We start from the raw sequence: 22,442 nt of genomic DNA on the forward strand, positions 1-22,442 counted from the left end.
GCGCGATGTTCACGCTCTACGGCCGCGGCTGGTGCCATCTCTGCGACGACATGCGCGACGCGCTGGCACCGGTCGCCGCCGAATTCGGCGTGGCGGTCGACTATGTCGACATCGATGCCGATCCGGCGCTCGTCGCGCGCTACGACGAGGACGTGCCGGTGCTGCTGCTGGACGGCACCGAGGTATGCCGGCACCGCTTCGACGACGCGAAGGTGCGCAACGCGCTCGCGGCGCGACGCTGAGGGCGTCGTTCGAGGCATGCGGGCGGTCCGCGCGGCGCCGAGGCGGGCGAGCGCAACCGGCAAGCCCAACCGGCGGCCCCTACCGGCAAGCCCAAATTACCGCCCGGCGAAGGCCTTTTCGGCTAAAATAGGCCGTTTTTTCACCGACTTACAAGGCGTGCTCCGCGGTCGTCGAGCGCGCCTTTTTCGCTTGATCGGCACTGAATGGATCATATTCGCAATTTCTCGATCATCGCGCACATCGACCATGGCAAGTCGACGCTCGCGGATCGCATCATCCAGGTCTGCGGCGGTCTCGCCGACCGTGAAATGGAAGCGCAGGTGCTCGACTCGATGGACATCGAGCGCGAGCGCGGCATCACGATCAAGGCGCAGACGGCTGCATTATCGTATCGCGCGCGCGACGGCAAGGTCTACAACCTGAACCTGATCGATACGCCGGGGCACGTCGATTTCTCGTACGAGGTCAGCCGTTCGCTGTCCGCGTGCGAGGGCGCGCTGCTCGTCGTCGATGCAAGCCAGGGCGTCGAAGCGCAGACGGTCGCGAACTGCTACACGGCGATCGAGCTCGGCGTCGAGGTCGTGCCGGTGCTGAACAAGATCGACCTGCCGGCCGCGAACCCCGAGAACGCGATCGCCGAGATCGAGGACGTGATCGGCATCGACGCGTCCGACGCCACGCGCTGCAGCGCGAAGACGGGCCTCGGCGTCGAGGACGTGCTCGAGGCGCTGATCGCGAAGGTGCCGCCGCCGAAGGGCGATCCGGCCGCGCCGCTGCAGGCGCTGATCATCGACTCCTGGTTCGACAACTACGTCGGCGTCGTGATGCTCGTGCGCATCGTGAACGGCACGCTGCGTCCGAAGGACAAGATCAAGCTGATGGCGACCGGCGCGCAGTACCCGGTCGAGCACATCGGCGTGTTCACGCCGAAGTCGCGCAATCTGGAATCGCTGTCGGCGGGGCAGGTGGGCTTCATCATCGCCGGCATCAAGGAACTGACGGCCGCGAAGGTCGGCGATACGGTCACGCATGCGACGAAGGCCGCTGCCGAGCCGCTGCCGGGCTTCAAGGAAGTGAAGCCGCAGGTGTTCGCGGGCCTCTATCCGGTCGAGGCGAACCAGTACGACGCGCTGCGCGAATCGCTCGAGAAGCTGAAGCTCAACGACGCATCGCTGCAGTACGAGCCGGAAGTGTCGCAGGCGCTCGGCTTCGGTTTCCGCTGCGGCTTCCTCGGGCTGCTGCACATGGAAATCGTGCAGGAGCGGCTCGAGCGCGAATTCGACATGGACCTCATCACGACCGCACCGACGGTCGTCTACGAGGTCGTGCAGAGCGACGGCTCGACGATCATGGTCGAGAACCCGGCGAAGATGCCGGAGCCCGCGCGCATCGCCGAGATCCGCGAGCCGATCGTCACCGTGAACCTGTACATGCCGCAGGACTACGTCGGCTCCGTGATCACGCTGTGCGAACAGAAGCGCGGCTCGCAGATCAACATGCAGTATCACGGCCGCCAGGTGCAGCTCACGTACGAAATCCCGATGGCCGAGATCGTGCTCGACTTCTTCGATCGCCTGAAGTCGGTGTCGCGCGGCTATGCATCGATGGACTACGAGTTCAAGGAATACCGCTCGTCGGACGTCGTCAAGGTCGACATGCTGATCAACGGCGACAAGGTCGACGCGCTGTCGATCATCGTCCACCGTTCGCAGTCGCAGTACCGTGGCCGCGAAGTCGCCGCGAAGATGCGCGAAATCATCCCGCGGCAGATGTACGACGTGGCGATCCAGGCTGCGATCGGCGCGCACATCATCGCGCGCGAGAACATCAAGGCGTTGCGCAAGAACGTGCTCGCGAAGTGCTACGGCGGCGACATCACGCGTAAGAAGAAGCTGCTCGAGAAGCAGAAAGAAGGCAAGAAACGAATGAAGCAGGTGGGTTCGGTCGAGATCCCGCAGGAGGCGTTCCTCGCGATCTTGCGCGTCGAAGACAAATAACAGGACTGATCCTTTTATGAATTTTGCGCTGATTCTTTTTGTGCTCGTCATCGTGACGGGCGTAGCGTGGGTGCTCGACAAACTGGTGTTCCTGCCGCGGCGCCGCAAGGCGGCCGAGGCGGCGGTCGAAGAGTTCGATCGGCAGCAGTCGCGGATCGACAAGCGTTTCGCAGACGAAAACGCGGTGCAGACGCGCTCGAAGCTGCGCGACGAGAAGCTGCGCCAGCCGTGGTGGCTCGAATACACGGCGAGCTTTTTCCCGGTGATTCTCGCGGTGTTCGTCGTGCGTTCGTTCATCGTCGAGCCGTTCAAGATTCCGTCGGGCTCGATGGTGCCGACGCTGCTCGTCGGCGACTTCATCCTCGTGAACAAGTTCGAGTACGGGCTGCGCATGCCGATCACGAACACGAAGATCACGCAGGGCAGCCCGCTCGCGCGCGGCGACGTCGTCGTGTTCCGCTACCCGAAGGACGAATCGGTCGACTACATCAAGCGCGTGATCGGTCTGCCGGGCGATACGGTCGCGTATCAGGACAAGCAGCTGACGATCAACGGCCAGCCGGTGCCCGAAACGCCGCTGCCCGATTACTTCGACGACGAGCGGCAGAATTACGCGAAGCAGTTCGAGGAGACGATCGGCAACAAGAAGAACGCGATCCTGAACAACCCGGCCGTGCCGCCGTTCGTGATGGGCGCATATGACTATCCGTATCGCGACAACTGCACGTACAACAGCCGCGGCGTGATCTGCAAGGTGCCGCCGGGCCACTACTTCATGATGGGCGACAACCGCGACAACAGCGCGGACAGCCGCTACTGGGGCTTCGTGCCCGACAAGAACATCGTCGGCCGCGCGTTCTTCATCTGGATGAACTTCAGCGACCTGAAGCGCATCGGTTCCTTTAACTGATCGCGCTCGGCTCGCATGCAATACGCGGCGCACGGGCCGCGCCGCGTATTGCCGAACTACTTTAAAAACCGGCGGTAACACCGCTTCGTCACGCCTTTTCGCGTCCGGCCGCGCCGTTTCGGCCCGAACGGCGCCCGCGTTATACTCCTGCACATGCCCCTATCCCAGTTGGAAAGCCGGCTGCGCTACGAATTTCGCAATGCGGAATTGTTGCGCCAGGCTTTGACCCATCGCAGTCACAGTGCCACGCACAACGAGCGGCTCGAGTTTCTCGGCGATTCCGTTCTGAATTGCGCGGTGGCCGCCCTTTTGTTCCAGCGTTTCGGCAAGCTCGACGAAGGGGACCTGTCGCGCGTGCGCGCGAATCTCGTCAAGCAGCAGTCGCTGTACGAAATCGCTCAGGCCCTCAATATCTCGGAAGGCTTGCGGCTCGGCGAAGGCGAGCTGCGCAGCGGCGGCTTCCGCCGCCCGTCGATCCTCGCGGACGCGTTCGAAGCCATCATCGGGGCGGTGTTCCTCGATGGCGGCTTCGAAGCCGCCCAAGGGGTCATCAAGCGCCTTTACGTGCCGATCCTCGACCACATCGATCCGCGCACGCTGGGCAAGGACGCCAAGACGCTGCTGCAGGAATACCTGCAGGGCCACAAGATCGCGCTGCCGACGTACACCGTCGTCGCGACGCATGGTGCGGCGCACAATCAGCAGTTCGAAGTGGAATGTACGGTGCCGAAGCTCGACGTGAAGGTGTCAGGTTCCGGCGCGAGCCGGCGCGCGGCCGAGCAGGCCGCCGCGAAGAAGGCGCTCGACGAGGTGATGGCGGCCGCGCCGATGTTGGCGGCGAAGCCGAAGCGCTCCAAGAGCGCGCGCGCGGCCAAGCAGGCGGAACCCGAGATCGTGCCGGGCGTGAAGGGCGTGCAGGAAGCGCTCGATCTGCGTTCGCCGGAGCGCAAGGAGCGCGCGGCTGCGCGCGACGCGAAGGCTGCAGCGGCAGCTGCCGCAACGGGCGTGGAGCCGGCCGAACGGCCGGCCGTCGCTCCCGTTGCCGCGATTCGCGCGGCGCATGTCGAAACCGCGGCCGACAAGGGTGAGCGCGCCGCGAAAGCCGCGGCGGACAAGCCGGCGGCCGAAAAAGCGCCCGATCGCGCCGACGCCGCGCCGCGTGCGGCCGACAAGCCGGCCGGCGCCGCATCGGACGCCTCGACAGCTTCCGGCGACACGGCATCGCGCCCCGACAAGTCGGCGGCCGCCGATGCGCGCACCGCGGCGCGCGTGCCCGACGTCGCCGCTGCCGGCCCCGATACGTCGGCGGGCGCCGCGAGCGTGGCCGCCGCGCCGGCGCGCGTCGCCGATGCCGACCACTGAATTGCCCATCGATCGCGCCGCGCACCGCGCGGCCGGTTCCGAACCTGTCTCCCAATCGATATGAACGCTCCCGCTCCTACTGGTTTCCGCTGCGGCATGATCGCGATCGTGGGCCGTCCGAACGTCGGCAAGTCGACGCTGATGAACGCGCTCGTCGGCCAGAAGATCAGCATTACGTCGCGCAAGGCGCAGACGACGCGCCACCGGATCACCGGCATCAACACGACCGAAGACGCGCAGTACATCTTCGTCGATACGCCCGGCTTCCAGACCCGCCACAGCACGGCACTGAATCGTTCGCTGAACCGCGCCGTCACGTCGACGCTGACGTCGGTCGACGCGATCCTGTTCGTGATCGAGGCCGGCCGCTTCGGCCCCGACGATCAGAAGGTGCTCGACCTGATTCCGCCGGGCGTGCCGACGCTGCTGATCGCGAACAAGCTCGACCGCGTGAACGACAAGACCACGCTTTATCCGTTCATGCAGCAGGTCAGCGCGCTGCGCGAGTTTGCGGAAATCGTGCCGCTGTCGGCGAAGCATCCCGAGGACATCCAGCGTCTGCTCGAGACGATCAAGCCGTATCTGCCTGAAGGCGAGCCGATCTACGGCGAGGACGACCTCACCGATCGCAGCGCGCGCTTTCTCGCCGCCGAGATCCTGCGCGAGAAGGTGTTTCGCTGGACCGGCGACGAACTGCCTTACACGAGCACCGTCGTGATCGACAAGTTCGAGGAGGAAGGGCGCCTGAAGCGCATCTTCGCGACGATTCTGGTCGAGCGCGACTCGCACAAGGCGATGGTGATCGGCAAGAAGGGCGCGAAGCTCAAGCAGATCAGCACCGAGGCGCGGATGGACATGGAAAAGCTGTTCGACGGCCCCGTGTACCTCGAAACCTTCGTGAAGGTGAAGAGCGGCTGGGCCGACAACGAGGCGGGGCTGCGCGCCTATGGGTACGAATGACGCATCTGCGTCGACCGAAGACGCGGTAACGGCCGGCGCGAACGACGCGCCGCTGCCTGCACCGCCGGCGCCGCCGCGCAAGACGCGGCGCGCGACCGCCCGCACGTCCGAGTTCCGCGTCGCCGAGCAGCCGGCGTTCGTGCTGCACAGCTATCCGTATCGGGAAACCAGCCTGATCGTCGACGTGCTGACGCGCGATCACGGCCGTCTCGCGCTCGTCGCGAAGGGCGCGAAGCGTCCGCACTCCGCGTTGCGCGGCGTGCTGCAGACGTTTCAGCCGCTGCTGCTGTCGTGGTCCGGCAAGTCCGAGGTCCGCACGCTGACGGGCGCCGAATGGGTCGGCGGGATGCTGCCGCTCGCGGGCGACGCGTTGCTGTGCGGCTTCTATGCGAACGAACTGCTCGTCAAGTTCTGCGCGCGCGAGGATCCGCAACCGCCGCTGTTCAACCACTATGTGCTGACGCTCACGCGCCTCGCGCACGGCGAGCCGGCCGTGCAGGTGCTGCGTTCGTTCGAGCGCGTGCTGCTGCGCGAGACCGGCTATGCGATGGCGCTGAACCGGACGGTCGCGCGTCGCGCCGTCGAACCCGACCAACGCTACGTGTTCGATCCGGAACGCGGCGTGCGCCCCGCGGACGACGACGTCCCGTCGCACTGGCCGATCGTTTCCGGGCAGACGTTGCTCGACATGGAGCAGGACGATTACCATCGACCCCAGACGGTGACGCAAAGCAAGACGCTGATGCGCTTCCTGCTGAACACTTATCTCGGCGGCACGCCGCTCGCCACGCGACAGATCCTGATCGACCTGCAAAACCTATGAGCTTCTTCCTGACGACGCCCACCGCCATCGACCTCGGCGTGAACATCGACCACGTCGCGACGCTGCGCAACGCGCGCGGCACGACCTATCCCGATCCGATCCGTGCGGCGCTCGCCGCGGAGGAAGCCGGTGCGGACGCGATCACGCTGCATTTGCGCGAGGATCGCCGTCACATCGTCGATGCCGATGTACGCAAGCTGCGTCCGCTGCTGAAGACGCGCATGAATCTCGAATGCGCGGTGACCGCCGAGATGCTCGACATCGCGTGCGACGTGCGTCCGCACGATGCGTGTCTCGTGCCCGAAAAGCGCGAGGAACTGACGACCGAAGGCGGGCTCGACGTCGCGGGCCGTTTCGAGGCCGTGCGCGCCGCGTGCAAGCAGCTGGCCGATGCGGGCGTGCGCGTGTCGCTGTTCATCGACCCGGACGACACGCAGATTCGCGCCGCGCACGAAGCGGGCGCGCCGGTGATCGAACTGCATACGGGCCGCTACGCCGATGCGCACGACGAAGCGGAGCAGCAGCGCGAATACGAGCGCATCGTCGCCGGCGTGCAGACCGGCACGCAGCTCGGCCTGAAGGTGAACGCGGGGCACGGCTTGCATTACACGAACGTGCAGCAGATCGCCGCGATCGACGGCATCGTCGAATTGAACATCGGCCATGCGATCGTCGCGCACGCAATCTTCGCGGGCTGGGACAATGCCGTGCGGGAGATGAAGGCGATCATGGTCGCGGCTCGCGTCGCCGCGCTGCACGGCGGCGCGCGCTGACGATGCGGTCGTTGCGTACGACGCGCGTCGCATGCGGGCTGTCGACCGCGCACGCGGCGCCGCTGCGGGCGCGAAGGAGCTGACATGGCGATCTACGGCATCGGCACCGACATCGTGCAGGTCAGCCGCGTCGCGGCCGTGCTCGAGCGTACCGGCGGACGCTTCGCGGAGAAGGTACTCGGCCCCGACGAACTGCGCGTGTTCCATGCGCGCCGCGCACGTTCGGAGGCGCGCGGCATCGCGTTTCTCGCGACGCGCTTTTCCGCGAAGGAAGCGTTCTCGAAGGCGATCGGGCTCGGCATGCATTGGCCGATGACCTGGCGCGCGTTGCAGACGCTCAACCGGCCGAGCGGCGAGCCGTACGTCGTCGCATCGGGCGAACTCGCCGACTGGCTCGCGGCGCGCGGTATCGCCGCGCGCGTGACGGTCAGCGACGAGCGCGATTACGCGGTGTCGTTCGTGATCGCCGAGACCGACGTGCCTGCGCCCGACGTACCCACCGCTGTTTCCCGAACCACTCCCTGACGGATTTCCCGATTCGATGAAAACGACTCCCGGCCCGGTCATGCTCGACGTCGTCGGCACGGCCCTGTCGCGCGACGATGCGCGGCGTCTCGCGCATCCGAACACCGGCGGCGTGATCCTGTTCGCGCGGCACTTTCAGAACCGCGCGCAACTGACCGCGCTGACCGATGCGATCCGCGCAGTGCGCGACGATATCCTGATTGCAGTCGATCACGAAGGCGGGCGCGTGCAGCGCTTCCGCACCGATGGCTTCACGGTGCTGCCGGCGATGCGCCGCCTCGGCGAGCTATGGGATCGCGACGTGCTGCTCGCGACGAACGTGGCGACCGCGGTCGGCTACATCCTCGCGGCCGAGCTGCGCGCGTGCGGGATCGACATGAGCTTCACGCCGGTGCTCGACCTCGACTACGGTCAGTCGCAGGTGATCGGCGATCGGGCGTTCCATCGCGATCCGCGCGTCGTCACGCTGCTCGCGAAGAGCCTGAATCACGGGCTTGCGCTCGCCGGCATGGCGAACTGCGGCAAGCATTTCCCCGGCCACGGTTTCGCGGAAGCGGACTCGCACGTCGCGCTGCCGACCGACGACCGTCCGCTCGAGACGATCCTCGCGCACGACGTCGCGCCGTACGACTGGCTCGGCCTGTCGCTGTCGGCCGTGATTCCCGCGCACGTGATCTATACGCAGGTCGACGCGCGCCCGGCCGGCTTCTCGCGCGTGTGGCTGCAAGACATCCTGCGCGGCCGGCTCGGCTTTACCGGCGCGATCTTCAGCGACGATCTGTCGATGGAAGCCGCGCGCGAGGGCGGCACGCTGACGCAGGCCGCCGACGCGGCGCTCGCCGCCGGCTGCGACATGGTGCTCGTGTGCAATCAGCCGGAAGCGGCCGAAGTCGTGCTGAACGAGCTGAAGGCCGAGCGCAGCGTCGATTCCGTACGGCGTATCAAGCGGATGCGCGCACGCGGCAAGGCGCTCAAGTGGGACAAGCTGATCGAGCAGCCCGAGTATCGGCGCGCGCAGGCGCTGCTGGCCGACGCGCTCGAATGAGCGCAGGCGAGCGCGGTGCGGTCGACGCCGCCGCGCGCCGGTCGCATCAAACAAAAAGCCGCGCGTTTGCGCGGCTTTTCGCTTAAAGGGCTCTTTCATACGAGAGCGACTGAATCGGGCTTGTTTGCAACTAACGGCCAGCTCCGCCGGCGCCCGAAACGAACGCCGGTCACACTCAATTCACCTTCATCCGCTGCAGCTTGTTGTACAGCGTCTTCGGGCTGATGCCGAGCAGCGTCGCCGCGCGGTGGCGCGTGCCGCCGACCGCATCGAGCGTCGCCCGGATCAACAGGTCCTCGACGTCCGACAGCGGCGTGCCGACCTTGATCTGCACGCTGCTGCCGTTCAGCGCGGCGCCGGCCGCAAAGCTCGCTTCGCCGGCGCGCAGCGTTTCGATGAAATCGCCGGACGCGTCGTACGCGAAGCGCACGCGCTCCTGCAGCTCGCGCACGTTGCCGGGCCATTCGTACGACAGACATTCGCGCACGAAACCGGGCGCCGCGCGCTTGTCGGTCGTGCCGCGCCCGGTCGCATGCGCGTCGCGGTTCAGCTGGTCGATCAGCGCGTCGGCGATCGCGAGCGCGTCGCCGTCGCGTTCGCGCAGCGGCGGCATCGTGATCGACGCCGCATCGAGACGCAGCCACAGATCCTCGCGCAGCGTGCCGTTTGCGACCGCTTCGCGTGCGGGGCGGCGCGTCGCCGCGATCAGCCGGAAATCGCTCGCGATCGTGCTCGTGCCGCCGATCCGCATGAAGTTCTGCGAGTCGAGCGCGTGCAGCAGCGCTTCCTGCAGCACCAGCGGCAGCGCGGTGATTTCGTCGAGGAACAGCGTGCCGCCGCCCGCCTGTTCGAACAGGCCCACCTCGCGCCGGTCGGCGCCGTCGAACGCGCCGCGCTCGTGGCCGAACAGCACGCTGTCGAGCGACGCGCCGTGCCGGCCGGCCTGGGCGAGCGTGCGGCAGTCGAACGAGACGAACGGCCCTTTGCGGCGGCGGCTCAGATCGTGCAGCGTGCGCGCGGCGAGCTTCTTGCCGGTGCCCGCTTCGCCGGAGAACAGCACGGCCGTTTCGGTGCGCGCGTTGTGCTCGATCATGTCGTACACGTGCTGCATCGCCTCGCTGCGCCCGACCAGCGCGCCGAAGCGGCCGAGCTGACGCAGCGACGTGCGCAGCGACTGCACTTCGTCGATCAGTTCGTACGGACGCGGAATCCGCGCGAGCAGGCTGCGCAGGCGCGGGATGTTGATCGGCTTGAGCAGATAGTCCCAGATGCCGTGACGCAAACCCTCGATCGCGCTTTCGACTGTCGCGTTGCCGGTCAGCACGATCACGGGCAAGGACCCGTTCGGTTGCTGTTGCGGCAGGTGCTGGAGCAGGTCGAACCCGCTGCCGTCCGGCAGGTTCAGATCGACCAGGACGACGTCGGGGATCGATCGGCCGAGCGCGGTGCGCGCTTCGGCGAGCGACGTGGCCGTGTCGACGGAGAAACCGTCCGCGGCGAGCAGCGCGGTGAGGCCGGACAGGCTGTTGGGATCGTCTTCGACAATCAGGGCGTGTGGCATGGTGGACGCGAGAGTCGGTTCAAGAGAGGCGGGCCGTCAATCCGCAGCCGCATTTCGAGATGAGATTAAAAGCCGATTTTATGCCCCGCTGCACGCGTCACGGACATTATTTCCGTTTTGCTATAAAACAGTTACCTATGATACAAATTGAATAGTTTTGATAGCGGATTCTGTGCTGTTTACGCCGGACGCGCGGCCCGAGTCCGGCGCGCCGCTGTTGCGAACGGACAAACAAAAAGCGCCCCGAAGGGCGCTTTGTTCAATGCGGCATCGCGAGCGGTTACGCGCGGCTGCGGTACTCGTGCGTGCGCGTGTCGATTTCGATCTTGTCGCCGGTGTTGCAGAACAGCGGCACCTGCAGTTCGAAGCCCGTCGCGAGCTTCGCGTTCTTCAGCACCTTGCCCGACGACGTGTCGCCCTTGACGGCCGGTTCCGTGTACGTGATCTCGCGAACGAGGATCGTCGGCAGTTCGACCGAGATCGCCTTCTCGTTGTAGAACACGACTTCGCACGCCATGCCGTCCTCGAGGTAGTTGAGCGCGTCGCCCATCATTTCCGCTTCGACTTCGTACTGGTTGTAGTCGGCGTCCATGAACACGTACATCGGGTCGGCGAAGTACGAGTACGTCACTTCCTTGCGGTCGAGCACGACGACGTCGAACTTGTCGTCGGCCTTGTAGACCGATTCCTGGCCTGCGTTCGTCAGCAGGTTCTTCATCTTCAGCTTGACGACGGCGGCGTTACGGCCCGACTTGTTGTATTCCGTCTTCGAGATGACCCAAGCGTCGCTGCCGATCTGCACGACGTTGCCTACGCGGAGTTCCTGTGCGGTCTTCATAAAAAAACTGTCCTGATCAAATCAAATAAATAGGTGCCTGAGCGTTGCACAACGGCTGACAGCGCAAGCGGGGAGGTTCCGTGGGCGCCAAAAGCGAGCGCTTGCGTGGTCAGCCGTCGGATAACCGCTTATTTTAACTGAGATTTTGCGTATTCGGCCAGCTTTCCGGCGAGATCGCCGACCGCCGCGAGCGCGTCCGCCCAGCGTTCGGCGTTCGCCTGCAGCGCGGCGCGGTGCTGCCATAAATCGGCCCAGTCGGGCGTGCCGGCTCCGTTCCATGCATGCCAGAAGCGTGCGAGCGCGGCGCGCGGCGCGTCGGCGAGGCCGGCCGACAGATGCGCGAGCGCGGCATCGAGCTTCGGCAGATGCGCATCGTCGGCCTGCGGGTAGATGTGCCATACGAACGGCTTGCGCGCCCACTGCGCGCGGACGAATGAATCCTCGCCGCGCACGAAATTGAGATCGGCGCTCCACAGCAGCGCGTCGTAGTCCGGCTGCGGGACGAACGCGAGCCCGTGCGCGGTCAGGTTGCCGCGGCTGGCCTGCGCGCCAGCGCCGAACGACTCGACCCCGAAAAATCGTGCGAGCGCCGGCGACACGCGGCCCGCCGGCACGAGCGCGACGACCGGCGACGGCGCGTCGCGCCATTGCGCGAGCAGCGCGTCGACGGCCGGGTTCTCGTACGCGAACAAACTGACGACCGTCGCGTCGGGCGCGGGCGGCGCACCGCCCGTCGCGCGCCGCCACCATGCATCGCGCGCGGCCGCGTCGGTTTCGAACGCGATGCGCCGCGCGTCGAGGTCGCGCTCCTTCAGCACGCCGCCGGTGCCGGCCGACAGACCGGGGAAGAAGAACGTCTTCAGCAGCGGGTAGCGCGGATGCGGTGACGGCCGCAGATGGAAATCGGCGACCCAGTCCTCGGCGCTCAGATATTCGAGATTGATCCATACCGGGCGGCGCGCGCGGCGTGCCATCGCCGCGAGGTACGCGGCCGGCAGTTCGCAGGCGAACGCTTCAATCACGACGTCGGCGATCTCGAGCGTGTCGCCGACCTCCGCGTGCCAGTGCTCGATCGCGATGCCGTCGATCGTCTGGCGCGCGGCGTCGGGATCGACGTCCGGCACGAGGCGCACGAACGTGTGCAGATCGTCGACGAGCAGGCGCACCTGCCAGCCATGCTCGTCGGCGAGCTGACGCGCGAGACGCCAGCACACGCCGATGTCGCCGAAGTTGTCGATGACGGCGCAGAAGAGGTCGCACGCGACGGGTTCGTTCGGCGCGAGCGGCGGCGCGGCGACGTGGACGGGGACGGTGTCGGGCATCGAAGCGGATCGGTGAATGCTCTAAACTGGCGATTCTAATGGACCCGTTCCGCGCCCGACGGCGCCCGGATCACGCATGACATCCGCAGAAGCCCCCGATACTCCGTTCGAACCGAAGAAGATCCTCGCGCAGCTCCCGCATATGCCGGGCGTCTACCGCTATTACGACGCGGCCGGTGCGGTGCTCTACGTCGGCAAGGCCCGCGACCTGAAAAAGCGCGTGTCGAGCTATTTCACGAAGACGCAGCTGTCGCCGCGCATCGCGATGATGGTCACGCGCATCGCGCGCATCGAGACGACCGTCACGCGATCGGAAGCCGAGGCGCTGCTGCTCGAGAACAACCTGATCAAGGCGCTCGCGCCGCGCTACAACATCCTGTTTCGCGACGACAAGTCGTATCCGTATCTGAAGCTGACCTCGCATCGCTTTCCGCGGATGGCGTACTACCGCGGCGCGGTCGACAAGCAGAACCAGTATTTCGGGCCGTTCCCGAGCGCGTGGGCCGTGCGCGAGAGCATTCAGATCCTGCAGCGCGTGTTCCAGCTGCGCACCTGCGAGGATTCGGTCTTCAACAACCGCACGCGGCCGTGCCTGCTGCATCAGATCGGGCGCTGCACCGCACCGTGCGTCGGCGCGATTTCGGCCGAGGACTACGCCGTCGATGTGTCGAATGCCGCGCGCTTCCTGCTCGGCCGGCAGTCCGAAGTGATGAAGGAGCTCGAGCAGAAGATGCATGCGTTCGCGGCCGAGCTGAAGTTCGAACAGGCGGCGGCGGTGCGCAACCAGATGAGCTCGCTCGCGACCGTGCTGCATCAGCAGGCGATCGAGGTCGGCAGCGACAGCGACGTCGACATCCTCGCGGTGGTCGCGCAGGGCGGGCGCGTGTGCGTGAATCTCGCGATGGTGCGTGGCGGCCGCCATCTCGGCGACAAGGCATATTTCCCGACGCACGTCGAAAGCGCGCTGACGCTCGCGGAGGGCGGCCTCGGCGACGATACGGATGCCGACGCGATCGATGCGCCCGACGTCCCGGCGGAGGGGCCCGCCGGCGAGCCGGGCAGCACGCGCGATACGACGGCGTCGATCGAAGCCGAAGTGCTCGACGCGTTCATCGCGCAGCACTACCTGGGCAATCGCGTGCCGCCGGTGCTCGTCGTCAGTCACGCGCCGGCGAGCCGCGACCTGCTCGAGCTGCTGTCCGAACAGGCCGGCCACAGGGTGTCGCTGGTGCGGCAGCCGCAGGGACAGCGGCGCGCATGGTTGTCGATGGCCGAGCAGAATGCGCAGATCGCGCTCGCGCGGCTGCTGTCCGAGCAGGGCTCGCAGCAGGCGCGCACGCGCGCGCTCGCCGAGACGCTCGGCCTCGAATGCGACGATCTGGCGACGCTGCGCATCGAATGCTTCGACATCAGCCACACGATGGGCGAGGCGACGCAGGCGTCGTGCGTCGTCTATCACCATCACAAGATGCAGTCGGGCGAGTACCGCCGTTACAACATCACCGGCATCACGCCCGGCGACGACTACGCGGCGATGCGCCAGGTGCTCACGCGCCGCTACGAGAAGATGGTCGAGCAGGCCGCGCAGGCGGCGGCTGCCGACGACGCGGCCGGCATCGACGGCGAGTCGACGCGTCAGGCCGAAACGTCGAGCCTGCTGCCGAACATCGTGCTGATCGACGGCGGCAAGGGGCAGGTCGAGATTGCGCGACAGGTCTTCACGGAACTGGGGCTCGACACGTCGATGCTGGTCGGCGTCGCGAAGGGCGAGGGGCGCAAGGTCGGTCTCGAGACGCTCGTGTTCGCCGACGGCCGCGCGCCGCTCGAGCTCGGCAAGGAGAGCGCCGCGCTGATGCTCGTCGCGCAGATCCGTGACGAGGCGCACCGTTTCGCGATCACCGGGATGCGCGCGAAGCGCGCGAAGGCGCGCCAGACGTCGCGGCTCGAGGAGCTCGAAGGCGTCGGCGCGAAACGTCGCCAGCGGCTGCTCGCGCGCTTCGGCGGGTTGCGCGGCGTCGTCGCGGCGAGCGTCGAAGAGCTCGCGAGCGTCGACGGCATTTCGCACGCGCTCGCCGAGCAGATCTACAAGCAGCTTCACTGACGCGGCCGCCGCGGGCCGCGCGGCCCGGGCGCCGGCGTTCTTGTAGCGGGCCGGTCGACACGGCACAATTGCGAATCCTTTACTGTCCCGGATGCCATGCCGTTCAATTTTCCGATTTTCCTGACGTGGGTGCGGATCGTGCTGATTCCGCTCGTCGTCGGCGTGTTCTATCTGCCGGACACGGTGATGGGCGGCGCGCATCGCAATCTCGCGGCCGCGGCGATCTTCATCCTGGCGGCGCTGACCGACTGGTTCGACGGCTTTCTCGCGCGCAAATGGAACCAGACGTCGTCGTTCGGCGCCTTTCTCGATCCCGTCGCCGACAAGCTGATGGTGACGGCCGCGCTGCTGATCCTCGTGCAGATCTCGCGCGTCGATGCGGCGATCGCGCTCGTGATCGTCGGCCGCGAAATCGCGATTTCGGCGTTGCGCGAATGGATGGCGCAGATCGGCGCGTCGAAGAGCGTCGCGGTGAACCAGCTCGGCAAGTTCAAGACTGCGTGCCAGATGGTCGCGATTCCGATGCTGCTGTACTACGGGCCGCTGCCGCTCGGCGTCGCGACGATCGACACGCGCGTGTGGGGCGAGTGGCTGATGTATCTGGCGGCCATCCTGACGATCTGGTCGATGCTGTACTACATGAAGCTCGCGTGGCCGCAGATTCGCGAGCGCAGCGGCGTGTGATGCGCGTCGCGCGGGGCGGACGGCGAAAGTTTTTGGAAAAAGGGCGCGAAAAGCCCTTGACACACGAATGTGCCTTCGACATAATCTCGCTTCTCCGCTGCACGACGAAGTAACGGTGGCGGAGCAGCGGTAACGCAATACGCGGGAGTAGCTCAGTTGGTAGAGCGCAACCTTGCCAAGGTTGAGGTCGCGAGTTCGAGACTCGTCTCCCGCTCCAGGATTTTCGGCAGCGTGTTGTACGGCAAGACGCTGCACATGCAGGACAACGCGGGAGTAGCTCAGTTGGTAGAGCGCAACCTTGCCAAGGTTGAGGTCGCGAGTTCGAGACTCGTCTCCCGCTCCAAGGATTTTCGGCAGCGCGTTGTACGGCAAGACGCTGCGCATGCAGGACAATGCGGGAGTAGCTCAGTTGGTAGAGCGCAACCTTGCCAAGGTTGAGGTCGCGAGTTCGAGACTCGTCTCCCGCTCCAGACATGGGAAGCCACGCTTCCCTTTTTATTTGATGGCCTCGGCGGTCGTCGGATAAGAATCTGTCGCGTGTCGTCACGACGGCATCGGCAGTCCGCTTTCGGCGCGATAGCAAAGCGGTTATGCAGCGGCCTGCAAAGCCGTTTAGGCCGGTTCGACTCCGGCTCGCGCCTCCAGGTAGCAAGAGAAAAAGCCTCGCTTCGGCGGGGCTTTTCTTTTGTCATCGTCGCTGTTCTTTTGGCGTAACGTGCGCGCAGCCGCGCACGCATCCACACCGCGCGTCAGCCATCAACCGGCCGGCTCGGCGTATCGAGCCTCAGCTGATAGAACGCCGCATCGAGCCATCGCCCGAACTTGAATCCCGCCTCCTTGATCGTCCCCGAATGGACGAACCCGAGCCGCGTATGCAGCGCGATGCTGCCGGCGTTGGTCGCATCGATGCAGCCGACGAGCAGATGCACGTCCGCATCGTGTGCACGGCGGATCAACTCGCGCAACAGCAATTCGCCGAGCCCGCGTCCGCGGTGATCGCGATGCACGTACACGCTGTGCTCGACCGTGTACTTGAAGGCCGGAAACGCGCGGAACGTGCCCCAGCTCGCGAAGCCGAGCAGCGTGCCCGACGCGTCCACCGCGCCGACGACCGGAAAGCCGCTCGCACGCTTCGTCGCGAACCACGCGGCCATCGCTTCGGGCGGACGCGGCTTGTAGTCGTACAGCGCGGTCGAGTTGACGATCGCGTCGTTCAGAATCTCCAGAATGGCCGGCGCGTGCTCGGCCTCCGTGCAATCGATCAGGCGCACGTCGTCGCGCTGCGGCGGGTTCGGGGAAGTCATTCGAGCTCCTGTAGACATGGGGCGGACGGCCGCGCACGGATCGCCGTCGCATCACGCGGCCCGGGCCGCGGCGGCCGATGCATCGCAGATCGCGACGATGTACCGTGCCGCATGCGGCGACGGGTTGCTGAAAATCAGCGGCTGATCGAGCCGCATGGCGAGACAGTCGCCTTCGTGAAGCTGATGCAGCGTCGCGCCGAGCGTGACGTCGATGCGGCCGCGTACGACCCAGATCTGCTGGTGCCACGCGATCTCGCGTGCACCGGTGTCGTACGCGACACGTCCGCCGGGCGGGAAGTCGACTTCGACGAGTTGAAGCGGCGACGGCCAGCCGGGCGGCGACAGATTGCGTCGCGCATAGCCGGACGCCGGGTCGCGCCATTCGGCCTGCTGCGCGCGCCGCACGAGCGGCTGCGCGGGCGCGCCGTCGTCGCCGCCGAACAACCCGGCCAGCGAAATGCCGAGCCCGGCCGCGAGCTTGTCGAGCACGACGGCCGTCGGACTGGCCGCCGCGCGTTCGATCAGCGAAATCATCGAGCGGCTCACGCCGCAGCGCGCGGCGAGCGCGTCGAGCGTGTAGCCGCGCAGCGTGCGCAGCTCGCGTACGCGTCGTGCGATGCGTTCGTTGATGCCGGCGTCGTCGGCGGTGGGGGGCGGAGATTCCTGCATGATGGAAAGATTTTCCAGCAAAATGGAATGAACGGTCAACGCTTCGCAGTGAAACGTCGACGCGCCCGCATTGCATCTACGGCGCTCATCCACGCGACGAAGCGGCTTGCCGCCGGTCGGGACACAGCGTATTATACGTTCCGACTACATTTCGCATAATTGGTGACATATGGGCATCATCAAGATTTCCGACCACATGCACGAGCGGCTGCGCTCGACGAGCACGGCGCTCAGCCGGTCGATCAACGCGCAGGCCGAGCATTGGCTGCGGGTCGGCATGCTCGCCGAGCTCAACCCGTCGGCGTCCTACGGCGACATCTGCCGGATGCTGATCGAGGCGGAGGCGCGCGGCGGTACGGGCGCGGCCGAGCCCGTCGCCGGCCGCATCGAGCAGGTGGCGTAATGGCGAAGCGCGAAATCCCGATCCGCAACCCGGAAGACATCGCCAAGTCGCGCGAGGCGGCGAAGCTCGCGTCGCAGGTGCTGACGATGATCGGCGAATATGTGAAGCCGGGCGTCACGACCGACGAACTGGACGAGCGTTGCCGCCGCTACATCGTCGACGAACTCGGCGCGATTCCGGCCAACATCGGCTATCACGGCTATCCGAAGACGGTCTGCGCGTCGGTCAATCACGTCGTCTGCCACGGCATTCCGTCATCGCGGCCGCTGCGCGACGGCGACATCGTGAACCTCGACATCGCGGTGCTCAAGGACGGCTGGTTCGGCGACACGAGCCGCATGTACTTCGTCGGCGAGCCGGGCGAGCTGGCGCGCCGCCTCGTCGCGACGACGTACGAGGCGATGCATGCCGGCATCCGCGCGGTGCGTCCGGGCGCGACGCTCGGCGACGTCGGCTATGCGATCCAGCAGGTCGCACATCGCGAAGGGTTCAGCGTCGTGCGCGAATACTGCGGGCACGGCATCGGCGACGTGTATCACGACGAGCCGCAGGTGCTGCACTACGGCCGCCCTGGTACGGGGCTGCCGCTGCGGCCGGGCATGATCTTCACGATCGAGCCGATGCTCAACGCGGGCAAGCGCGACACGCGCGTGCTCGGCGACGGCTGGACCGTCGTCACGAAGGACCATTCGCTGTCCGCCCAATGGGAGCACATGGTGGTCGTGACGGAGCAGGGCTACGAAGTGCTGACCGACGATGTGGGGCCGCCCGCGTTCGCCGAGCTGCCCGGCACGCGCGTCGCCTGACGGGCGCCGCGCGCCGCGGCCGGCATCGAAGTCGCCGCCGGTATTGAATCGAACTGAAACGGGCCCGATGCGATCGGGCCCGTTTCGTTTGGCGGTACGCGGCGCTCAGCCGCGCGTCTTTTGCCACGCGTGTTCGACGAACACGCGGCACAGCGCCTCCATGCCGCGGCGATCCTCGTCGTCGAAGCGCGCGGCGACGGGGCTATCGACGTCCCATACGCCGATCAGCGTGCCGTCGTCGGCGACGAGCGGCACGACGATTTCCGATTCCGACGCAGCGTCGCACGCGATATGGCCGGGAAACGCGTGCACGTCGCGCACGACCTGCGTTTCGCGCGTCTGCGCGGCCGTCCCGCACACGCCTTTGCCGAGCGCGATCCGCACGCACGCGGGCTTGCCCTGGAACGGGCCGACCACGAGCTCGGTGCCGTCGAAGAAATAGAAGCCGGCCCAGTTCAGCCGGTCGAGCGAGTGATAGACGAGCGCGGAGAAGTTCGCGGCGTTCGCGATCAGATCGCGTTCTGACTCGACGAGCGCACGCGCCTGCTCGACGAGCGTCGCGTATTGATCGGCCTTGGAAGCATCGGGGTCGTGGGACAACGTGAACATGGCTGAAAAGCGGTAAAGGTTGGAAAAACGCGCGACGCGCGTACGGCAGTCTACGGCACGCGCGTGCGACGTGCAGCGTGCGGCGACACGCCGGCTCAGTCGGGTTCGAGTTCCGCGAACCGCGCCGCGAGAAAGTCGAGCAGCGCGCGCACGGCGGGCAGCAGTCCGCGGCGCGACGCGAATACCGCGTGGACGATCTCGCGGCGCGGCGCCCAGTCGGGCAGCACGGTGACGAGCGTGCCGCGCGCGAATTCGTCGCGCACCATCATCGTCGGCAACTGCACGATGCCGACGCCGGCGACGGCGGCCGCGCGCAGCGCGAGCATGCCGCCCGTCACGAAGCGCGGCTGATGATGGATTTCCGCGCTGGCGCCGTCGGGACCGCGCAGGCGCCACACGTGCGCCGCCTGCGGCACGCCGTGATCGAGGCTCGGCAGTCGCGCGAGATCGGCGGGCACCGCCGGCGGCGTGCCGTGCTCGCGCAGCAAAGCGGGGCTCGCGACGAGGCACTGGCCGCGCTCGGCCAGCACGCGCAGCGCGAGATCGCTGTCGTCGAGCGGCGGCGGCCGGACGCGAATCGCGACGTCGATCCCTTCGCCGATCACGTCGACGCGCCGGTTCGTCGCTTCCAGATGGATCTCGACGCGCGGGCACGCGAGCATGAACGCCGCGATCATGTCGCCGACCAGCGAATCGAGCAGCACGATCGGACAGCTGACGCGCACGATGCCGCGCGGCTGCTCGTGCAGCAACGCGACGGCCTCGTCCGCGGCATCGGCCTCGACGAGCATCGCGCGGCAGTGCGCGTAGTAGGTCTGGCCGACGTCGGTGACGGTGAAGCGGCGCGTCGAGCGCTGGATCAGTCGGATGCCGAGCCGCGCTTCCAAGAGCGCGATACGGCGGCTCAGCTTCGACTTCGGCATGTTGAGCGCGCGCCCGGCCGGCGCGAAGCCGCCGTGTTCGACCACCTGGACGAAGTAATAGAGATCGTTCAGATCTCGGGCGTTATCGTTCATGAAATAGAACGCTGAGTGCGGATTTTGCAGTCTACCGGACCGATCGTTCCACCACTATAGTGACACTCAAGGATGCGAAACACAGGTTTCGCCGCAAATTCGGAGAACGCAAATGAAGAAGGTCCAAGGTGTGTACAGTGCGCCGCGCGGTCATTGGGTCGGCGACGGTTTCCCGGTGCGCTCGATGTTCAGCTACCAGTCGCACGGCGCGCATCTGAGCCCGTTCCTGCTGCTCGACTACGCCGGTCCGGCGACGTTCGAGCCGGCTTCGACGCGGCGCGGCGTCGGCCAGCACCCGCACCGCGGGTTCGAAACGGTGACGATCGTCTACGACGGCGAAGTCGAACACCGCGACTCGACCGGCGCGGGCGGCGTGATCGGGCCGGGCGACGTGCAGTGGATGACGGCGGCAAGCGGGATTCTGCATGAGGAATTCCACTCGGACGCGTTCGCGAAGCGCGGCGGTGCGCTCGAAATGGTGCAGCTGTGGGTGAACCTGCCCGCGGCCGACAAGATGGGCGAGCCCGGCTATCAGACGCTGCTCGACGCGGACATTCCGGTCGTCGAACTGCCGGACGGTGCAGGGCGCGTGCGGATCATCGCGGGCGAACTCGACGGACGGCGCGGCCCGGCCCGCACGCATACGCCGATCGACGTGTGGGACGTGCGGCTCGCGGCCGGCGGTCATGCGCGGTTCCCGATCGCCGAAGGGCGCACGCTGGCGGTCGTCGTGCTGCATGGCACGGTGCTCGTGAATGGTGAGACGGTCGCGCGCGAAGCGCAGTTCGTGCAGTTGAGCCGTGACGGCACCGACGTCGAGATCGAAGCGAACGGCGACGCGAAGCTGCTGATCCTGAGCGGCGAGCCGATCGACGAGCCGATCGTCGGCTACGGTCCGTTCGTGATGAACTCGCAAGACGAAATCCGGACGGCGATCGAGGATTTCAACAGCGGCCGTTTCGGCCGGATGCCGGCCTGACGCAAGTGCCCCGCGCAATGCGGGGCTTTTTTTGCGTGGCCGCGCGCTCGCGCGTGCGGTGCGGTTCGAGGCATAATCGTCGGCTGCCGCGCGCCGGCCGGCGCGCCCGAATCAGGATCGCACATGAACGCTTCCGCACCCGCCGCATCCCCGACTGCGACCGATCTCGACTGGCGCTGGAAACCCTTCGATGCGCTGAGCGCGCGCGAAGTCTATTCGATCCTCGAGGCGCGCAGCGCCGTATTCGTCGTCGAGCAGAATTGCGTGTATCGCGACATCGACGATGCCGATCAGACAGCGTGGCATCTCGCCGCGTACGACGGAGCAGGGCGGCTCGCCGGCTATCTGCGCGTGCTTCTGCCGGACGCGCAGCACCGCGACGTGCGCATCGGCCGCGTGCTGACCACGGCCGCGTTCCGCGGCGCGGGGCTCGGCAACACGCTGCTCGCGCGCGCGCTCGAGCACATTCGCGCGCAGTGGCCCGACACGCCGGTGAGCCTGCATGCGCAGGCGCATCTGCAGCGCTTCTACGGTGCATTCGGCTTTACGCCGAGCTCGGACGTGCACGACGAGGACGGCATTGCGCACGTGTGGATGCGCAGCGAGCGCGCATGACGCAGGCGGCGCGCCGCGCGGTCAGTGCGCGGTGCGTGCGGCCCGACGATCGGCGGCGTGCTGCGCCGCGCGTTCGTCGATCAGACGGCCGCGCGCGGACAGCCGCAGCCAGTGCCGCAGCGCGATCAGCGCGCCGATCACGCTCATCATCGAGCCCGGAATCCAGAGCAGCAGCCCGCCGATCTGCTGATCGCGCAGCGGGCTCAGCCACGTAAACGCGCGGCCGCAGATCGAATAGATCGGATAGAGCTCGTGCGGCGTGAAGAAGATGAGCGCGCCGAGCGCGATTTGCGGCGGGATCGCCGCGACGGCGATCAGGATCCGGCGGCCGGGCGAGAGCCGCGCCGGCGGCGCCGGACGCGGATCGACGACGAGCCACCAGAACAGCAGCCCGTCGATCACCATGCTCCAGTTCATTACGCGGTACAGCCGCCAGTCGAGCATCGCGACGAAATGGATCGGCGACAGCAGCCAGAAGTAGATGAGCCCGACGAACAACACGACGGCGACGACCGGATTGAACACGACGTCGAGCGTCGCGCGCAGCGGCGGCCACGCGAGCGCGGGCCGCACGAAACGCTGGCGCCACCGGAACGGAATGCCGGCGCGGATCGCGGCGCCCGGATACGCGAGTGCGATGAAGAACGGCCCGAGATGGTGCAGCACGAGGTGCTGCGCGCGATGCATGAAGAACTCGTGCTCGAAGAAGTAGTCGAGCCGCGTGTGCAGCGCGATGTAGAGCGCAGTCAGCCCGAACCAGAACGAAAACTGCCGCAGCGGCGATACCTTCGCCTTCTTCGCGCCGCGCGCGAACAGCACGGCGGCCGCGAGCACCGCGACGACCACGGTCGGCGACGGTTCCCATGGATCGAGCCAGTACAGGACGTTCATCGCAAC

23 protein-coding genes and 4 tRNA genes are annotated in these 22,442 nt (G+C 66.7%); 19 read left to right on the forward strand and 8 right to left on the reverse strand.

All coding sequences use genetic code 11. The annotated features are described in order from the left end of the window. Window positions 1-5 precede the first annotated feature (5 nt). The 9 genes from NP80_RS18510 (at window position 6) to nagZ (ending at window position 8,638) form a co-directional block, all read left to right on the forward strand. Window positions 6-242 (forward strand): glutaredoxin family protein, encoded by a 237-nt coding sequence (locus tag NP80_RS18510; RefSeq protein ID WP_006401264.1) that lies wholly within the window; start codon window positions 6-8, stop codon window positions 240-242. A 204-nt stretch (window positions 243-446) separates the two neighbouring features. Then, window positions 447-2,240, forward strand: coding sequence for a translation elongation factor 4 (gene lepA / locus NP80_RS18515; protein ID WP_006401262.1), 1,794 nt, complete (start codon window positions 447-449; stop codon window positions 2,238-2,240). A gap of 16 nt (window positions 2,241-2,256) precedes the next feature. Further along, complete coding sequence (gene lepB / locus NP80_RS18520; RefSeq protein WP_006401261.1) at window positions 2,257-3,150, forward strand: signal peptidase I; 894 nt, start codon at window positions 2,257-2,259, stop codon at window positions 3,148-3,150. Between the two features lie 153 nt (window positions 3,151-3,303). Then, a complete protein-coding gene (rnc, locus tag NP80_RS18525; RefSeq protein WP_006401260.1) occupies window positions 3,304-4,512 on the forward strand; it encodes a ribonuclease III in 1,209 nt (402 codons plus the stop codon). 60 nt (window positions 4,513-4,572) lie between these two features. Continuing rightward, a complete protein-coding gene (gene era / locus NP80_RS18530) occupies window positions 4,573-5,472 on the forward strand; it encodes a GTPase Era (protein WP_006401259.1) in 900 nt (299 codons plus the stop codon). Next, window positions 5,459-6,295 carry a DNA repair protein RecO gene (recO, locus tag NP80_RS18535; RefSeq protein WP_006409243.1) on the forward strand — a complete coding sequence of 279 codons (837 nt, stop codon included), beginning with the start codon at window positions 5,459-5,461 and terminating at the stop codon, window positions 6,293-6,295. The genes era and recO overlap by 14 nt, the downstream gene beginning before the upstream one ends. Beyond that, window positions 6,292-7,068, forward strand: a complete 777-nt coding sequence (pdxJ, locus tag NP80_RS18540; protein ID WP_006401257.1) for a pyridoxine 5'-phosphate synthase — start codon at window positions 6,292-6,294, stop codon at window positions 7,066-7,068. The genes recO and pdxJ overlap by 4 nt, the downstream gene beginning before the upstream one ends. 84 nt (window positions 7,069-7,152) lie before the next feature. After that, on the forward strand, window positions 7,153-7,593 hold the full coding sequence (gene acpS, locus NP80_RS18545; protein WP_006401256.1) for a holo-ACP synthase: 441 nt from the start codon (window positions 7,153-7,155) through the stop codon (window positions 7,591-7,593). 16 nt (window positions 7,594-7,609) lie between these two features. Further along, complete coding sequence (nagZ, locus tag NP80_RS18550) at window positions 7,610-8,638, forward strand: beta-N-acetylhexosaminidase (protein ID WP_035946036.1); 1,029 nt, start codon at window positions 7,610-7,612, stop codon at window positions 8,636-8,638. A gap of 175 nt (window positions 8,639-8,813) precedes the next feature. Here the strand turns inward: nagZ and NP80_RS18555 are convergent, their stop codons facing one another. From NP80_RS18555 to earP, 3 genes are all read right to left on the reverse strand, one after another. Next, window positions 8,814-10,199: a sigma-54-dependent transcriptional regulator gene (locus NP80_RS18555; protein WP_006401253.1), complete on the reverse strand. Its 1,386-nt coding sequence runs from the start codon at window positions 10,197-10,199 to the stop codon at window positions 8,814-8,816. A 280-nt stretch (window positions 10,200-10,479) separates the two neighbouring features. Then, complete coding sequence (gene efp / locus NP80_RS18560) at window positions 10,480-11,037, reverse strand: elongation factor P (protein WP_006401252.1); 558 nt, start codon at window positions 11,035-11,037, stop codon at window positions 10,480-10,482. Between the two features lie 128 nt (window positions 11,038-11,165). Continuing rightward, on the reverse strand, window positions 11,166-12,359 hold the full coding sequence (gene earP / locus NP80_RS18565) for an elongation factor P maturation arginine rhamnosyltransferase EarP (protein WP_006409248.1): 1,194 nt from the start codon (window positions 12,357-12,359) through the stop codon (window positions 11,166-11,168). A gap of 76 nt (window positions 12,360-12,435) precedes the next feature. Here earP and uvrC point away from each other — a divergent pair, with 76 nt between their 5' ends. The 6 genes from uvrC to NP80_RS18595 all read left to right on the forward strand — a co-directional run bounded on the left by uvrC (window position 12,436) and on the right by NP80_RS18595 (window position 15,788). Beyond that, window positions 12,436-14,460: an excinuclease ABC subunit UvrC gene (uvrC, locus tag NP80_RS18570; RefSeq protein ID WP_006409244.1), complete on the forward strand. Its 2,025-nt coding sequence runs from the start codon at window positions 12,436-12,438 to the stop codon at window positions 14,458-14,460. A gap of 96 nt (window positions 14,461-14,556) precedes the next feature. Beyond that, on the forward strand, window positions 14,557-15,144 hold the full coding sequence (gene pgsA, locus NP80_RS18575) for a CDP-diacylglycerol--glycerol-3-phosphate 3-phosphatidyltransferase (RefSeq protein ID WP_006401249.1): 588 nt from the start codon (window positions 14,557-14,559) through the stop codon (window positions 15,142-15,144). A 141-nt stretch (window positions 15,145-15,285) separates the two neighbouring features. Then, window positions 15,286-15,361, forward strand: a tRNA-Gly gene (locus NP80_RS18580). Between the two features lie 50 nt (window positions 15,362-15,411). Next, a tRNA-Gly gene (locus tag NP80_RS18585) sits at window positions 15,412-15,487 on the forward strand. Window positions 15,488-15,538: 51 nt separating this feature from the next. Further along, window positions 15,539-15,614, forward strand: a tRNA-Gly gene (locus NP80_RS18590). A 100-nt stretch (window positions 15,615-15,714) separates the two neighbouring features. Further along, window positions 15,715-15,788 (forward strand) — tRNA-Cys (locus NP80_RS18595). Window positions 15,789-15,893: 105 nt separating this feature from the next. Here NP80_RS18595 and NP80_RS18600 read toward each other — a convergent pair. Both NP80_RS18600 and NP80_RS18605 read right to left on the reverse strand, forming a co-directional pair. Then, window positions 15,894-16,448, reverse strand: a complete 555-nt coding sequence (locus NP80_RS18600) for a GNAT family N-acetyltransferase (protein ID WP_006408147.1) — start codon at window positions 16,446-16,448, stop codon at window positions 15,894-15,896. A 51-nt stretch (window positions 16,449-16,499) separates the two neighbouring features. Beyond that, window positions 16,500-17,117 (reverse strand): helix-turn-helix domain-containing protein, encoded by a 618-nt coding sequence (locus NP80_RS18605; RefSeq protein ID WP_035946033.1) that lies wholly within the window; start codon window positions 17,115-17,117, stop codon window positions 16,500-16,502. Window positions 17,118-17,286: 169 nt separating this feature from the next. On the opposite strand from NP80_RS18605, the gene NP80_RS18610 reads away from it, so the two are divergent. Together NP80_RS18610 and map are read left to right on the forward strand one after the other, a co-directional pair. Beyond that, entirely contained in the window at window positions 17,287-17,520 is a 234-nt protein-coding gene (locus NP80_RS18610) for a ParD-like family protein (RefSeq protein WP_006401246.1), read from the forward strand. Next, complete coding sequence (map, locus tag NP80_RS18615; RefSeq protein WP_006409236.1) at window positions 17,520-18,326, forward strand: type I methionyl aminopeptidase; 807 nt, start codon at window positions 17,520-17,522, stop codon at window positions 18,324-18,326. Before NP80_RS18610 ends, map begins: the two co-directional genes overlap by 1 nt. A gap of 105 nt (window positions 18,327-18,431) precedes the next feature. Here map and NP80_RS18620 read toward each other — a convergent pair whose 3' ends face one another. Next, window positions 18,432-18,935 (reverse strand): GAF domain-containing protein, encoded by a 504-nt coding sequence (locus NP80_RS18620; RefSeq protein WP_006401244.1) that lies wholly within the window; start codon window positions 18,933-18,935, stop codon window positions 18,432-18,434. A 95-nt stretch (window positions 18,936-19,030) separates the two neighbouring features. Beyond that, on the reverse strand, window positions 19,031-19,951 hold the full coding sequence (locus tag NP80_RS18625) for a LysR family transcriptional regulator (RefSeq protein WP_006409249.1): 921 nt from the start codon (window positions 19,949-19,951) through the stop codon (window positions 19,031-19,033). A 112-nt stretch (window positions 19,952-20,063) separates the two neighbouring features. Here NP80_RS18625 and NP80_RS18630 point away from each other — a divergent pair, with 112 nt between their 5' ends. Both NP80_RS18630 and NP80_RS18635 read left to right on the forward strand, forming a co-directional pair. Continuing rightward, a complete protein-coding gene (locus NP80_RS18630; protein ID WP_006401242.1) occupies window positions 20,064-20,930 on the forward strand; it encodes a pirin family protein in 867 nt (288 codons plus the stop codon). 123 nt (window positions 20,931-21,053) lie between these two features. Then, a complete protein-coding gene (locus NP80_RS18635; RefSeq protein ID WP_006401241.1) occupies window positions 21,054-21,545 on the forward strand; it encodes a GNAT family N-acetyltransferase in 492 nt (163 codons plus the stop codon). 21 nt (window positions 21,546-21,566) lie between these two features. Here NP80_RS18635 and NP80_RS18640 read toward each other — a convergent pair whose 3' ends face one another. Continuing rightward, a complete protein-coding gene (locus tag NP80_RS18640; RefSeq protein ID WP_006401240.1) occupies window positions 21,567-22,436 on the reverse strand; it encodes a cytochrome c oxidase assembly protein in 870 nt (289 codons plus the stop codon). Window positions 22,437-22,442 lie beyond the last annotated feature (6 nt).

Origin of the sequence: Burkholderia multivorans ATCC BAA-247 (assembly GCF_000959525.1) — a bacterium.
In the GTDB taxonomy this organism is placed as follows: domain Bacteria; phylum Pseudomonadota; class Gammaproteobacteria; order Burkholderiales; family Burkholderiaceae; genus Burkholderia; species Burkholderia multivorans.

Excerpts from the sequence above, each read along its gene's own strand:
- uvrC (WP_006409244.1), top strand. The coding sequence starts at position 12,436 with ATGACATCCGCAGAAGCCCCCGATACTCCGTTCGAACCGAAGAAGATC.
- NP80_RS18605 (WP_035946033.1), bottom strand. The coding sequence starts at position 17,117 with ATGCAGGAATCTCCGCCCCCCACCGCCGACGACGCCGGCATCAACGAA.
- NP80_RS18610 (WP_006401246.1), top strand. The coding sequence starts at position 17,287 with ATGGGCATCATCAAGATTTCCGACCACATGCACGAGCGGCTGCGCTCG.
- era (WP_006401259.1), top strand. The coding sequence starts at position 4,573 with ATGAACGCTCCCGCTCCTACTGGTTTCCGCTGCGGCATGATCGCGATC.
- pgsA (WP_006401249.1), top strand. The coding sequence starts at position 14,557 with ATGCCGTTCAATTTTCCGATTTTCCTGACGTGGGTGCGGATCGTGCTG.
- efp (WP_006401252.1), bottom strand. The coding sequence starts at position 11,037 with ATGAAGACCGCACAGGAACTCCGCGTAGGCAACGTCGTGCAGATCGGC.
- NP80_RS18600 (WP_006408147.1), bottom strand. The coding sequence starts at position 16,448 with ATGACTTCCCCGAACCCGCCGCAGCGCGACGACGTGCGCCTGATCGAT.
- map (WP_006409236.1), top strand. The coding sequence starts at position 17,520 with ATGGCGAAGCGCGAAATCCCGATCCGCAACCCGGAAGACATCGCCAAG.
- lepB (WP_006401261.1), top strand. The coding sequence starts at position 2,257 with ATGAATTTTGCGCTGATTCTTTTTGTGCTCGTCATCGTGACGGGCGTA.
- NP80_RS18640 (WP_006401240.1), bottom strand. The coding sequence starts at position 22,436 with ATGAACGTCCTGTACTGGCTCGATCCATGGGAACCGTCGCCGACCGTG.
- NP80_RS18555 (WP_006401253.1), bottom strand. The coding sequence starts at position 10,199 with ATGCCACACGCCCTGATTGTCGAAGACGATCCCAACAGCCTGTCCGGC.
- lepA (WP_006401262.1), top strand. The coding sequence starts at position 447 with ATGGATCATATTCGCAATTTCTCGATCATCGCGCACATCGACCATGGC.
- pdxJ (WP_006401257.1), top strand. The coding sequence starts at position 6,292 with ATGAGCTTCTTCCTGACGACGCCCACCGCCATCGACCTCGGCGTGAAC.
- NP80_RS18635 (WP_006401241.1), top strand. The coding sequence starts at position 21,054 with ATGAACGCTTCCGCACCCGCCGCATCCCCGACTGCGACCGATCTCGAC.
- NP80_RS18630 (WP_006401242.1), top strand. The coding sequence starts at position 20,064 with ATGAAGAAGGTCCAAGGTGTGTACAGTGCGCCGCGCGGTCATTGGGTC.
- earP (WP_006409248.1), bottom strand. The coding sequence starts at position 12,359 with ATGCCCGACACCGTCCCCGTCCACGTCGCCGCGCCGCCGCTCGCGCCG.
- NP80_RS18510 (WP_006401264.1), top strand. The coding sequence starts at position 6 with ATGTTCACGCTCTACGGCCGCGGCTGGTGCCATCTCTGCGACGACATG.
- rnc (WP_006401260.1), top strand. The coding sequence starts at position 3,304 with ATGCCCCTATCCCAGTTGGAAAGCCGGCTGCGCTACGAATTTCGCAAT.
- NP80_RS18625 (WP_006409249.1), bottom strand. The coding sequence starts at position 19,951 with ATGAACGATAACGCCCGAGATCTGAACGATCTCTATTACTTCGTCCAG.
- NP80_RS18620 (WP_006401244.1), bottom strand. The coding sequence starts at position 18,935 with ATGTTCACGTTGTCCCACGACCCCGATGCTTCCAAGGCCGATCAATAC.
- recO (WP_006409243.1), top strand. The coding sequence starts at position 5,459 with ATGGGTACGAATGACGCATCTGCGTCGACCGAAGACGCGGTAACGGCC.
- acpS (WP_006401256.1), top strand. The coding sequence starts at position 7,153 with ATGGCGATCTACGGCATCGGCACCGACATCGTGCAGGTCAGCCGCGTC.
- nagZ (WP_035946036.1), top strand. The coding sequence starts at position 7,610 with ATGAAAACGACTCCCGGCCCGGTCATGCTCGACGTCGTCGGCACGGCC.